This window comes from Camelimonas abortus, assembly GCF_042432745.1.
Taxonomy (GTDB): Bacteria; Pseudomonadota; Alphaproteobacteria; order Rhizobiales; family Beijerinckiaceae; genus Camelimonas; species Camelimonas abortus.
The window spans coordinates 354575-366436 of record NZ_JBHLWR010000006.1 but is presented as its reverse complement, the minus strand read 5'-3'; the positions used below and the strand labels follow the sequence as shown (position 1 = coordinate 366436).

At 62.5% G+C, this 11862-nt stretch carries 13 protein-coding genes; 4 read left to right on the top strand and 9 right to left on the bottom strand.

All coding sequences use genetic code 11. The annotated features are described in order from the left end of the window. The first annotated feature begins 225 nt into the window (after positions 1 to 225). From ACFFJB_RS04040 to ACFFJB_RS04030, 3 genes are read left to right on the top strand one after another with little or no spacing between them, the layout of a single operon-like run. The gene (locus ACFFJB_RS04040) at positions 226 to 1287 is read left to right on the top strand and encodes a tripartite tricarboxylate transporter substrate binding protein (RefSeq protein WP_376829709.1); all 1062 of its coding nucleotides are present in this window, start codon (positions 226 to 228) and stop codon (positions 1285 to 1287) included. 9 nt (positions 1288 to 1296) lie between these two features. Continuing rightward, positions 1297 to 1818: a tripartite tricarboxylate transporter TctB family protein gene (locus ACFFJB_RS04035; protein WP_376829707.1), complete on the top strand. Its 522-nt coding sequence runs from the start codon at positions 1297 to 1299 to the stop codon at positions 1816 to 1818. Continuing rightward, positions 1818 to 3335 carry a tripartite tricarboxylate transporter permease gene (locus ACFFJB_RS04030; protein ID WP_376829705.1) on the top strand — a complete coding sequence of 506 codons (1518 nt, stop codon included), beginning with the start codon at positions 1818 to 1820 and terminating at the stop codon, positions 3333 to 3335. Before ACFFJB_RS04035 ends, ACFFJB_RS04030 begins: the two co-directional genes overlap by 1 nt. A 13-nt stretch (positions 3336 to 3348) precedes the next feature. Here the strand turns inward: ACFFJB_RS04030 and ACFFJB_RS04025 are convergent, their stop codons facing one another. The 9 genes from ACFFJB_RS04025 to ACFFJB_RS03985 all read right to left on the bottom strand — a co-directional run bounded on the left by ACFFJB_RS04025 (position 3349) and on the right by ACFFJB_RS03985 (position 10638). Next, a complete protein-coding gene (locus ACFFJB_RS04025) occupies positions 3349 to 4425 on the bottom strand; it encodes a PAS domain S-box protein (protein WP_376829703.1) in 1077 nt (358 codons plus the stop codon). A gap of 282 nt (positions 4426 to 4707) precedes the next feature. Further along, a complete protein-coding gene (locus ACFFJB_RS04020; protein ID WP_376829701.1) occupies positions 4708 to 5172 on the bottom strand; it encodes a hypothetical protein in 465 nt (154 codons plus the stop codon). Positions 5173 to 5333: 161 nt separating this feature from the next. Further along, positions 5334 to 5810: a Cys-tRNA(Pro) deacylase gene (ybaK, locus tag ACFFJB_RS04015; RefSeq protein ID WP_376829699.1), complete on the bottom strand. Its 477-nt coding sequence runs from the start codon at positions 5808 to 5810 to the stop codon at positions 5334 to 5336. Between the two features lie 842 nt (positions 5811 to 6652). Then, positions 6653 to 7186, bottom strand: coding sequence for a DNA-3-methyladenine glycosylase family protein (locus ACFFJB_RS04010; protein ID WP_376829698.1), 534 nt, complete (start codon positions 7184 to 7186; stop codon positions 6653 to 6655). A gap of 78 nt (positions 7187 to 7264) precedes the next feature. Continuing rightward, positions 7265 to 8368, bottom strand: a complete 1104-nt coding sequence (locus ACFFJB_RS04005; protein ID WP_376829696.1) for a hypothetical protein — start codon at positions 8366 to 8368, stop codon at positions 7265 to 7267. 96 nt (positions 8369 to 8464) lie between these two features. Continuing rightward, positions 8465 to 9373, bottom strand: coding sequence for a DNA adenine methylase (locus tag ACFFJB_RS04000; RefSeq protein WP_376829694.1), 909 nt, complete (start codon positions 9371 to 9373; stop codon positions 8465 to 8467). Between the two features lie 113 nt (positions 9374 to 9486). Then, positions 9487 to 9909, bottom strand: a complete 423-nt coding sequence (locus ACFFJB_RS03995) for a type II toxin-antitoxin system VapC family toxin (protein ID WP_376829692.1) — start codon at positions 9907 to 9909, stop codon at positions 9487 to 9489. Then, positions 9906 to 10157: a FitA-like ribbon-helix-helix domain-containing protein gene (locus tag ACFFJB_RS03990; protein WP_376829690.1), complete on the bottom strand. Its 252-nt coding sequence runs from the start codon at positions 10155 to 10157 to the stop codon at positions 9906 to 9908. The genes ACFFJB_RS03995 and ACFFJB_RS03990 overlap by 4 nt, the downstream gene beginning before the upstream one ends. Before the next feature lie 112 nt (positions 10158 to 10269). Beyond that, a complete protein-coding gene (locus tag ACFFJB_RS03985) occupies positions 10270 to 10638 on the bottom strand; it encodes a plasmid mobilization protein (protein WP_376829688.1) in 369 nt (122 codons plus the stop codon). A 425-nt stretch (positions 10639 to 11063) separates the two neighbouring features. Here ACFFJB_RS03985 and ACFFJB_RS03980 point away from each other — a divergent pair, with 425 nt between their 5' ends. Continuing rightward, a complete protein-coding gene (locus ACFFJB_RS03980; protein WP_376829686.1) occupies positions 11064 to 11213 on the top strand; it encodes a hypothetical protein in 150 nt (49 codons plus the stop codon). The last annotated feature ends 649 nt before the right edge of the window (positions 11214 to 11862 follow it).

Genomic DNA, 11862 nt, shown 5'->3' with positions numbered 1-11862 from the left:
AGATTCCACGGCGAACAGCCATGACGGACAACGGACGCATTGTTCGCGCCCGCCCCTCGCCTGTCGCCCCATGCGCGAAGCCTCGCCCCGTGGCGCTTTTTTCATGCCTGCGCGGGCGCCCGTCCCGCCGCGTGCGGCTCACACGGGATTGCTGCTTGACCGGAGCGGCGCCTGCGGCCAGATTTGGAATATGTTATAAAAAATCTGACGCTTTGGGAGGACGTCATGCCCGCGAGCTTCGCCTTCATCCCTTCACGCGTCGTCACCGCCAGCTGCTGGCGCGCAGGGCTCGCGACGGCCCGCGCCGCGGCGGCGCGGGCCACACGGGCCACACGGGCGGCCTTGGCGGGCGTCGCCCTCGCCGCAGCGGCCCTCGGCCCTGCCGCCGGCCCGGCCGCCGCCGATGACTGGCCCAGCCGCGAAATCACCCTCATCAACAACTTTCCGCCCGGCTCGGCCACCGAGCTCACCGCCCGCGCCCTCGCCCGCAGCATCGAGAAAACCCTCAACGCCACCATCGTCATCAAGGCCGTGCCCGGCGGCGCCGGCCAGCTGGGACCGGCCGAGCTCGCCCGCAGCAAGCCAGACGGCTACACCATGGGCCTTGTCGGCTCCTCCACCTATCTCACCGCCCCGCACATGATGGACGTGCCCTTCCGGGCGTGGGAAGCGTTTGACCTCATCGCACAGGCGGCGGAGCTGCGCTACGGCATCGGCGTGCGCAAGGATTCGCCGGTCAGGTCCGTGCAGGACATCATCGAGCTGTCGAAGCAGAAACGCCTCACCTACAGCTCCACCAGCCCCAACAACGTGCTGCCGCTGTTCCAGATGGCGAAACTGAACGGCGCCAACCTGCGCTGGATTGTCTTCGCAGGCGGCGCCGAATCCGTGCTGCAGGCGGTGGGCGGCCACGTGGACATGACGCTGCAGAGCGCCACGGAGATGAAGCCGCAGATCGAGGCCGGCAACCTGCGTCTCATCGCCTCCACGTCGGCCCACCGCTGGCCCGAATATCCGGACGTGCCGACCCTGCGCGAGCTGGGCTTCAACTACATCAGCATCGGACCGATGGGCTACGCCTTCCCCAAAGGCGTCGATCCGAAAATCCGTGACCGCATGGAGGAGGCTTTCCGCGTCGCCCTGCAGGATCCGGAGGTGCTGGACACCCTGCGCAAGCTGGGCGTGCAGCCAGAGTTCCGCACCGGCGCGGATTTCTACAAATACATGAAGGACATGGAGCCGCTGTTCATCCAGATCCTTACCGAATCCGGGATGAAGACCCGGTGAGGCCCGGCCATGTTCGCCCTCACCGGCGCGCGGCTCACCGCGCTTGGCCTGTTCGGCGCCGCGGCGGCGGCGTTTTGGCAGGCGCTGCAGCTACCGCACTGGACTTTCGACGGGCCCGGCCCCGGCCTGTACCCACAGGCCGTCGCCGCCGCATGCATGGCGCTGGCGCTGCTGGCGCTGGCGCTTGAGAAGCCCGACCCGGAGCCGGCGGCGGGGGACGACGAGGAGGCGGTGGCCCGCTATGACCTCGCCGGCCCGCAGGAACGGCGTACCTTTCACATCTATCTGGCGGCGCTGGGCGTGCTGACGGCGGGCAGCTGGTTCGCCGGCTTCACCCTCACCTCGCTGGCTGTGATCATCCTCACCATGCGGTTCGGCGAGGGCGTGAGCTGGCGGGCGACACTGGTCACCGCCTTTCTCGTCACCTTCGTCTTTCTGGCAGGCTTCGGCTGGCTGCTGCAGGTGAGCCTGCCGGAAAGCGCCGTGGACACGACGCTGCGTACGCTGGCGCGCAAGGGAGGGCTGCTCTGATGGACGGCCTGATCGGCGGCTTCGTCACGGTGTTTGAGCCGCAGACGCTGCTTTACTGCTTCATCGGCGTGTTTCTCGGCACGGTGGTGGGCATCCTGCCCGGCCTCGGGCCGCTCACCACCATCGCCATCCTGCTCCCCGTCACCTACAGGATGGACGTCACCCAGGCCATCATCATGCTCTCGGGCATCTATTACGGCGTGGCCTATGGCGGCACCATCACCTCGGTGCTGATGCGCATTCCGGGCGAGGCCTCGTCCGTGGTCACCTGCCTCGACGGCCACGAAATGGCGCGGCGCGGCCGGGCCGGCGCGGCGCTGGGCATCGCCGCCATCGGCTCCTTCGTGGCGGGGACGGCTGGCGTGATCGCCGTCTCATACCTGTCGCCGCCGCTGTCACGCTGGGTGCTGGCATTTGGCCCGGCCGAATACGCCATGGTGATGCTGGCCGGCCTGTCGCTGGTGACTTATTTCGCCAGCGGCTCGCGCATCAAGGCGCTGCTCATGGCGGGTTTCGGCCTGCTGCTGGGTTCGGTCGGCTCCGATCCGCTGGCGGCGACGCCGCGGCTCACCTTCGGCGTGTTCCACCTGAGCGGCGGCATCGACCTCGCTCCGCTGGCCATCGGCCTGTTCGGCATTTCCGAGGTGTTGTCCATGGCGCTGCGGCGCAAGGAGAACATCCAGGCACTGTCGCCGCCCCCCACCCTGCTCGGCTTCATGCCGACGCGGGAGGAGGCGCGGCGCTCGGTCGGGCCGGTGGCTCGCGGCACGGCGCTGGGCTTCATTGTCGGCCTCGTTCCCGGCGGCGGCGCGGTGCTGGCCACATTCCTTTCCTATGCGCTGGAGAAGAAACTGTCGCGCCATCCGGAGCAGTTCGGCAAGGGCGCGGTGGAGGGCCTCGCCGGCCCGGAGGCCGCCAACAACGCCGGCGCAGCCGGCGCCTTCGTGCCGCTGCTGTGCATGGGCGTGCCCGCCAACGCCATCACCGCGCTGCTGCTGGGCGCCTTCATGATCCATGGCGTGGCGCCGGGGCCGACGATCATCGAGCGCCAGCCGGAGCTGTTCTGGGGCGTCATCGCCAGCATGTATGTGGGCAACGTCATGCTGCTGATCCTCAACCTGCCGCTGGCAGGGCTGTTCGTGAAGATCCTCGACGTACCGCGGGCGTGGCTGGCGCCCATCATCCTGAGCGTCTGCCTGATCGGCGTCTACTCCACCAACAGCGCCCCCATGGACGTGCTGCTGGCGGTGCTGTTCGGCCTCGCCGGCTATGTGCTGCGCCGCTACGGTTACGACCTTGGCATCGTCATCCTCGCCTATGTGCTGGGTGTGATCTTCGAGCGGTCCGTGCGGCAGGCGCTGGCGATCTCGGACGGCGACCTGGCCATCTTCGTCTCCAGCCCGCTGTGCGTGGTTTTCGCCGTGCTCACCGTGGCGCTGGTCGCGACCGGCTTCATTCCGCGCCGGCGGCCGGCCCCGGCGGCGGCCCCGGAGGAGGGCGCCGCGCCCTCCGCCTGAGCGGCGCCCGGCTTCAGCCGGCGAGGGCGGCGCGCGGCGCCGACATGCGGACGCGCAACCCCTGCTCCAGCCAGTCGCGCTCGATGCGCGCGCCCAGCGCCGCGGCCAGCCGCTGCTCCAGGCGGCTGCCAAAGCCCTGTTCGCGCGGTTTCTCCGGCGGGCGGCCGGTGATCTCGGTCCAGACGAGGCGCAGCAGCGCATCATCCACATTGATGCGCACGCAAAGACGCCCCTCCACCACCGAGAGCGCGCCATATTTGGCGGAGTTGGTGGCCAGCTCGTGCAGGATGAGCGCCAGGTTGCCCAGCGCCGCGCCGCTCACCTCCACGTCCGGTCCGTCGATGACGACGCGGCCGCCAGTTTCATAGGGACTGACGATGGCCTCCAGCAGCGCGCGCAGGCTGCTGGCGAGGCCGCCGGCCGCGCCGGAATAGGCGCAGGCCACGGTGGCCTCATGGGCGCGGGCCAGCGCGTTCATGCGCGCGCCCACCAGCGCCAGCGCCGCCTCGGCGGAGGGCGCGGCGCGCATGCTCAGCGACACCACGGCGCCGGCCATGGCGAACAGGTTCTTGATGCGGTGCTGCATCTCGCCGATCAGCAGCTGGCGCTGTTCCTCCAGCCGGCGCCAGCCGCTGATGTCGCGGGCGATCTTGGAGGCGCCGACGATCTGCCCCTGGCGGCTGAAGATGGGAGAGATGGTGAGGGAGATGTCGACGGGTGAGCCGTCCTTGCGGCGGCGGCGGGTTTCGAAGTGATCGAGCCTGTGGCCGGAGCGGATGGCCGCCATGATCTGCGGCTCCTCCTCCTGCAGGTCGTCCGGGATCAGCACGGTGACCGGCCGGCCGATGATTTCGCCGGCGGCGTAGCCGAACATGCGCTCGGCGCCGTAGTTCCAGGTGCGGATGACGCCGTCGAGATCCTTGCTGATGATGGCGTCGTCGGAGCCTTCGATGAGGGCGGCGAGCCAGGCGCGGTGGTCGGGATCGTCCGGACTGTCGCCGGCGTGCTGCGCCGGCGGCGTCGCCGTCCTGATCGCCGTTCCGGGTATGGCGGCGGCGCGTGGCCGTGGTCCGTCCGTCGTGCTGTTCACCTTGTCCTCACGCCGCAGGGGCGCCGGAAACGGCGCGCGCGTCCCGCCGCAGCGCGCGCCGGCCGTCCGCCGCGGCCAGCCAGGCGGCGCCTGCGGCGCGTGGCGTTCCGCCATGTGGCCGGAGAGGGATGACGCGGACCCCCTGCCCGCGCGCCGGCATGTGCATTAACGCGCAGGACGGCGAAAGGTTCAGCGCGGCGGTCGCCCGGGGCGCGCGAGCGTCCTGCCGGCCCGTTCCGGAACGGCGATGACGACGCCCTTGCGGGCCCTGCGGCGGCGGGATCAGGCGGCGAGCGCCAGCCAGCCAAGATAGGCCGCCAGCACGACGGCGAGGCCGAGGTCAGAGACCATCGCCACGATCTCCGGTCTGGCTGCAGGCTTGTTGCGGACGTGCTGCAGGCCGGCGAGGACGTAGAAGATCGCGCCGGCCAGCGCCGCAGCCGGCGTCCACTGCGGCGCGTGCAGCGACGCGACGCCAAGGGCGCCGATGGCGAGGTTTCCGAAACCGATCTCGAGCACGAGCCGCGCGGCGCGGGGATCGCTGACGCCGAAGATGTCGCGGACGGTGAAGCCGGGGCGGAGCGTCTGGTGCAGGCCGGCGACGGCGAGACGCCAGCCAACGCCCCAGTAAACGAACCATTTGCCGATTGCCTCCATCACGCCGGCGCCGGACGAAGCGACGTCGTGGATCACCGACGCCGCCGGCAGAACCAGCATCAGCAGGACAACCGCGACCAGCTGCATCATCGCCGTTCCTCCCGTTCCCGGCGGGCGGCGGCCGCGCGCCGCCCGCGCGGCCGCGCCCCTGCCCTTCGTGTTGTTCCTGTGGTCACAACAGGGGCCGCGCGCCGTCAACGGGCATGACGCCGCGGAGGCGCGCCTGCGGAAAGCCCGGGGCGTTATTTCGTTCAGACCGCAACCACCGGGGCGACGACGGCGCCAAGCGCCGTGGCGGCGTCGCGCGGCGCGAGCTCAACCTGCAGTCCCCGCTGTCCGCCGTTGATGAAGACGGACCCGTGCCTCAGCGCCGCTTCGTCGATCACCACGGGCAGGCGGCGTTTCTGGCCGAAGGGGCTGACGCCGCCGACCACATAGCCGCTGACGCGCTCGGCCTCAGCAGGCGGCATCATCTGCGCGGTCCTGGCGTTAAGGGCGGCGGCGAGGCGTTTCATCGACACCTGGCGGTCAGAGGGAGCGATCACGCAGGCTGGCTTGTCGTCGACGCGCACCATGAGGGTCTTGAGCACCCGCGCCGGCGGAACGCCGAGCGCCGCGGCGGCCTGCATGCCGATCCTGTCGGCGTCGGGATCGTAGTCATAACCGTGCAGGCTGAAAGCGACGCCGGCCGCCTCCAGCGCCCTGGTTGCGCGGGTTGATTTCGACATCTCTGGTCCCCGTGCGCAGCCGTTTCACTGCCAGCATGCCGTCAGCACACGGCCCTGGCCGCCGCGCCCGACACGCAGATTCCACACCCCCGGCCCGGGAACAAGGGCGGAGGCGCGAAGCGTGCGGGAGAGAGCGTTCGGGAGAGACAGCCTCAACGCACGGTTGGCCAGTCACGCAGGGCCGCGCCGTTCACCAGCGTCCGCCCGCGCACGCCCGGGCAAAGAGCCAGGATGACCATCGCTCCTGCGCCCGCCACCGTCGGGCCCCGAAAGGCATGTTGGGCGAACGCCGCGCCTGCGACCGCCCCGTTTCGGCGGCCTGCCGGTCCGGCGACCACGTACGCCGCCCTTCCCAACCCCCTTGCCCCTGAACCACCGCCCTGCCGCAGCTCCGGCCGCTTTCAGGTTTCAGACCCGCACGCCGCAACAAACCTGCATGCAGCCGCCAGCCCGTTCGGCCAGAATTTGCTGATTACCAGACTATCTTAAGTCATGTGATACTTGTTTCAACAAAGATTACAACTTATCTCAAAAATCATCCCATTATATATAATAAAAAAGCCCGCATTTCTGCGGGCTTGGGTGTGTCCGGTGCCTGATCCTGCCGGCCGCCGCCGGACGTGGAATCATTCCCACTCGATCATCAACACGGCGATTTTTCTGATATAAATCAATATGTTACACTCTAGCCAAAAACGAAATGCCACAAAAAATACCATGCCCAACTGAGCATCGAGCCACCCTTTTCCATCGTGGCGATGTCCCTTCCTTGTACGAGAACCTCTTCCAACAAACTAAACCGGCATGAGGTGTCGTCTCGCGAGGGAGTCGCTGGCAAGCAATCAATCATCCAAGTGTCGCCACAGATACCACGATGCTACAGAACGAAAAGGCTGCCATGAATATCCAAGCTCCTCTAACTCTGCATCTTTCCCGAACAAAAGACGGACTGCTCGCCGTAAGCCAGCATCATCTAAAGACAATACATCCGGTCTACCAAGACCAAAGATTAAAAACATTTCTGCTGTCCAACGGCCAATCCCTGGAAGATCAACGAGAGTGGCAATAACCTCTGCGTCAGGTACTTCTTGCATTGCATTTAGGTTAAGCAGCCCACGCTCCACCCGTTGAGCTAACTCAATGATATAACGCGCTTTGGCCGACGATAGGCCCGCTGCGCGCAATTCCATAGGTTGAGCGCGCAGAAACTCGGCAGGACCAAAGTTGGGCACAAGTGCCCTAATACGATCCTCTATCGTGTCCGCAGCCTTAGCCGATAGTTGCTGACTGATGATTGCTCTGACCAAGGTCTGAAATGGACGAAACTCGCGATCAGCAAGAGAGCAAGGGCCGTACTTGGTTATCAATGCGGCCATGACGGGACATGACCGAATCAAGTGTTGCTCTGCGTCTCGTATAGACCAACCTCGGATTAGCATCTGCGCCATACAGAACTACTCACCACTTTCCGCAGCCTGCCTAAGCGCCAAAAATGCCTCTTTCAATGTTTGGCTAACTGCCGAATCCGGTTCATTCAAGACCAACGCCTGATAAGCATTGAGATAATCCATTCGAATTCGATGAAATAGATGCAGGAAGTGCCGCAAGAATCCAATACAATCAAGAATGGCAATCTCCGTGCCATCCATTCTCTCGTATAAACTTGCTGCATACTCTGCAACCATTGGATCAATTACATCCGTTGTGACGAATAAATAATTGTGAATCTTACTTGGCGCTCGCGCTATTTTGGCTACTGCCGCATCTATGTCTTCTTGCGTAACCCGCTTCATTTTCATTTCATAGACGGTGACAACTTTGTCGTCACCCATCAAACAGATCTCGACATCCCCCAACGAACCTGTTTGAAGATCTGCTGCATTGTGCGCATTCAGGGGCAACATGCTTTCAGCCAGTCTTGCACCGGCAGCTTCATAGGCAGCTGCAACAACTAGCACTGGCAAACGACTTGCGTTTCTGCAAGCAAGGTGCTGACCTATCAGCGTAACAATGGCTTCTGATGAAAGGGGCAATGAACCCTTTGTACGCTCTAAGGCATTCAGCAGAGAAGCCATCCGCGCCAGCTTCTCGTCGCGCAACAACATTAGTACGCGAACAGTTTCCACGAACAGCGCATCAGCTGCTACTCGTTGCGAGGCCACGTCTTCCAGCAATTCAAGTGTCTTCTTGTAAAGATCACGCGGCCTTCCAACAAGCTCACGGTCTGTCGTGAGCGGCTGATTGATGTTGCGCAGGGTGGGAGTTAAGAACGCTGTGGTTGGATTAACTGGGAGCCGGTGCTCATTGATGAACTTCGTCAGGTACCGCTCGTCATATGTTCGTCCTGAAAAGGAGTCATCCCCCCCAATCTCCGTATAGGGCTTTCGCGGATCGACGTTGGGATTGTCCAGCTTTCCCAACAAGCATGCCATGAGCAGTCGCACACCCGCACGATTACTGGTGCAACGGCATACGTAATCAACACGTTCCCGTATCACGGGATCACTGATTACCGACGTATTCAACGTTTCGGCAGCCCGACGCTGAATGTCACCCAATATCTCTTCTGGTGTCACCGCAAGCCCCTTCTATCTTTCTAGCCAGTCCTTAATACATGATCGACTAATCTATGAAATAACTCATACTTTTATCTCTTATTCAAAGAGACTACGACCTTTGATTTTCTTAGGATCGTAGTTCGTCCATAGCACCTCTACACGCTTACCCTTAGTCGAATGAATCGTCTTGTCCGGCCCAAGCGTCTTAATCCAGCGGTCAGGCTTAAATAACTCATCCATCAGTGGATGATCATATCCAGATACCGCCACCATGGCCCTACACTCATTAACCGCCGCAGCAAACTCCCGATGCTGCTCCTCGTCCATCTCAAAACCATAGGCTTTCGCGTCACCTCGTGTGGCGTGAAGATAAGGCGGGTCACAGTAGAAAAGTGTGTCAGGGCTATCATACAAACGAATCACATCAACAGCGGGGCGGTTTTCGATTTGCACTCGTATGAGTCGTCGAGCAATATCATCCAGCGCTTCCACGCCACCCAGCCAGCGAGACACCACCCCGGACATGCCAGACCGACTTGTATTCTTGCAATTTGCCCAACGCCCCAGGGAAGCAGTCTGAGCTAACCCAGTACGTGTCTGGCGGGCTCTGACATAGAACCGCCTCGCCCGTTCAATATCGCTGATGCCGTTCATGCTGCCATAAACTGCCAAGAAATATTCTTCTCTTGAAAATGGCGTTAATGTGATCGCCCTGATCAACTCCTCATGATGATCACGGAGAACACGGAAAAAATTCACCACCTCTCCATCTATATCGTTGTATGTTTCAACTGGAGCAGGTTCGCGATTAAGAAGGACGGCACCAGATCCAGCGAACGGTTCGCAATAGTGGTGACACTCGGGCAATAGTGGCAACAACCAATCAAGATGGGAGAACTTTCCGCCATACCATCCAAAGACAATTCGCCGCCGCCTGCGGCCTCGTGCGTAAATGACGTCTGATTGCCCTGCTTGATCGTCTTCGTCCAAATAGATCGGGGACACCCCTCGACCCTTCTTAGTGGCTCGTTCTACCTTAACCATAAATTTTCGGACCCTTCTGTTAGTCTTTATGTTCGCGATTGATGTCACGTCGGTTTCGGCACTGTCGAGCCAGGCTACGTGCTTCTAAGCCAGGGAGTAATTGCGCTCACCCCGACCTGCTCATAAACGGCAGCGTCCCGCGCTACTACAACGAACCCGCGAGACGCTGCGATGGCAGCAATGTAACCATTTGGCATGAGAAAGCGCTGCCCACTTAATTTGGAGGATGCAGCGAGTTGTGCGTAGTGCCGCGCAGCGTCCGCGTCGAATGGCAGGACGCGATCCCTGAATAGCTCCAACATGTCGTTGAGGGCGCCACCCAATTCGTCCCTTCGCATATCCTGCGGCAAGGCTTGGATGCCAAATAGCAACTCGCCTAGCGTGACGGCGGTGATGTACAAGGTTTCGGCCGCTTGATCATTCAGCCACGCCACGACCGCGGCGTCGGGCGCCGGCTTCATCGCCTCGTAGACAACATCGGTACTTAGGACAATCATTCAAATCTTGGTGGCTCAGGCATTCTGCCAGGAAAGCTGTTAAGGGCTGCAAAGTCCTTATCCTTAAGGCCGATCTTGCGGCCGATGGCCGCCAGGGAATCGCCCACACGCACCCGGCTTTCCGGCTTGACCGCCGCTGCTAGAATCTCGCGAACCTCGGCCTCTGTGCTGCGGCCATGCATCGCCGCGCGCACTCGCAAGGCCCGGTGCACATCCTCTGGCACGTTTCGGATCGTCAGGACAGCCATGACGAGACATCTCCACTAGCCTGCATGACATCAAATCTATCAAAATGACAGCATTGACGCAACACGCTACAGTACTCCATCAATGAAGTGGCGTTAGCTCCCGAGCGTCCTTTCATCTCCCTCGAACCGCTCGCCACATGATCTGATGCATCTCGGTCTGGAGCGCCCCCAGGTCCTTCATCAACGCCTCCACGTCCACAGGGCTAGCCCCCTGCCCCCGCTTCTCGGCGAGCCAAAGCTTCAGTAGCCCGGCAACCCGCCCCAGGTCGCCGTTGACCCGCCCCAGGTCGGCCACGGCCTTCAGGTCAAGGACAGAGCGGACCGGGTGGTTCAGCCCTGCCGCCCGCATGTAGGCCGAAAGGGACAAGCCGGCCTGCTCGGCGCGGGCGGCAATTTCTGCCGGCTCATCCGGCGTCACCCACACCTCAATCCTGCTTCCTCGTGGTCGGGTTCCTCGCCCATGCTTGGTGTCGTCTGTCATGACCGTCTGTCCTTTGTCGCGGCAGCGACGGTGCGCCTCGCAGAGCACGATGCCGTCGAGCCGCAGGCGAGTAAGGGGCAGTGTTGGGCCGATGCGCGCTTGCGCGTACCGGTACAACACATATCTTGCCGTCCGTTGTTCTGCAATTCAACGCGACGTTTCGTAAGGACTTTCTTGAACAGCGCTAATTTGCGCTAATTTTCGCTAGTTCGCGCACAGTTGCATTTGGTCGCACATCTTCGCGCTATTTCGCGTTTCTTCGCGCATACAGGTCGCGATGTTCCCGTTTCAAATTCACGAATGCGCATAGCGGATCGCCATCATGTATCTCCTAGGCTTCTGGCTGCGCGCGCGGCCACGGTCCTAAGCTCGATGCCATCGCCGACAAGATCGACGTTGCACGCGGGTTCGTGGCGGATCGCATCATGGCCCCGCTCGGGTTCGGAATGCTCGGTGCGGCGCGGGCCATCCACAGCGTGCCGCTGCTGGGTTCCAAGCAGCAGGCCCAGCAACTCGCCCAGCTCGTGGCCCAGCTTCGGGAACAGCAGCAGGCGCAACAGAAGCGCCGGCAGTAAGTTTCGGCACCGAGCCAGCCGCAGCCCGCCAAGGATGGCGGGCTTTCTTTTGCCTACGCAAAGGCGGTAGGGGCGCGCACAACGCACCACACGGGCCGAAGCAGACAAGGGGCTACCCACCCTGCGCCCACCCCCTGAAAACTTCACCACGGTCCGCCTGCGCAGCCATAGGCGTATCAGATTACACGCGGGTGGCGCCCGGCAATCTGCGCCTTTCCTTTTGGTGTCCTCCCGCTTGCCCGGCAAGTAACCGGCTCGAAGCCTGATCCCCAAAGCAATCAGGCGTTCACCTCGCTCATCTGCGTCCAACCGCACCGTCCCTCGCATGAGCTGTGCAACCAACAGACGCGATATGGTTATGCACAGGCCAATCGGGTTTTAAGAGTTTTATATAGTTTTAAAGAGTTTTAAGCGCGCGAATTGCCAATTTCCCCGACTTTTCAATGATTTACGGAGGAGACCAGTGGGTAATAGACGGTTTCTGGTGGGTAATAGACGGTCCCGGGTGGGTAATAGACGGTGCCGGGTGGGTAATAGACGGTGCCGGGTGGGTGATAGACGGTCTGTCCACAAGCAGGAGAGCGATTTCTTTGTGTCCGTCAAACGTATGGGTTTCTGGACAGCCAAAGAGGCCATTTCAAGCCTTCTT

Bases quoted from the DNA above. Each gene is read 5' to 3' on its own strand.
- ACFFJB_RS04040 (WP_376829709.1), top strand. From the start codon at position 226: ATGCCCGCGAGCTTCGCCTTCATCCCTTCACGCGTCGTCACCGCCAGC.
- ybaK (WP_376829699.1), bottom strand. From the start codon at position 5,810: ATGTCGAAATCAACCCGCGCAACCAGGGCGCTGGAGGCGGCCGGCGTC.
- ACFFJB_RS03985 (WP_376829688.1), bottom strand. From the start codon at position 10,638: ATGACAGACGACACCAAGCATGGGCGAGGAACCCGACCACGAGGAAGC.
- ACFFJB_RS03990 (WP_376829690.1), bottom strand. From the start codon at position 10,157: ATGGCTGTCCTGACGATCCGAAACGTGCCAGAGGATGTGCACCGGGCC.
- ACFFJB_RS03980 (WP_376829686.1), top strand. From the start codon at position 11,064: ATGGCCCCGCTCGGGTTCGGAATGCTCGGTGCGGCGCGGGCCATCCAC.
- ACFFJB_RS04035 (WP_376829707.1), top strand. From the start codon at position 1,297: ATGTTCGCCCTCACCGGCGCGCGGCTCACCGCGCTTGGCCTGTTCGGC.
- ACFFJB_RS04030 (WP_376829705.1), top strand. From the start codon at position 1,818: ATGGACGGCCTGATCGGCGGCTTCGTCACGGTGTTTGAGCCGCAGACG.
- ACFFJB_RS03995 (WP_376829692.1), bottom strand. From the start codon at position 9,909: ATGATTGTCCTAAGTACCGATGTTGTCTACGAGGCGATGAAGCCGGCG.
- ACFFJB_RS04010 (WP_376829698.1), bottom strand. From the start codon at position 7,186: ATGGCCGCATTGATAACCAAGTACGGCCCTTGCTCTCTTGCTGATCGC.
- ACFFJB_RS04020 (WP_376829701.1), bottom strand. From the start codon at position 5,172: ATGATGCAGCTGGTCGCGGTTGTCCTGCTGATGCTGGTTCTGCCGGCG.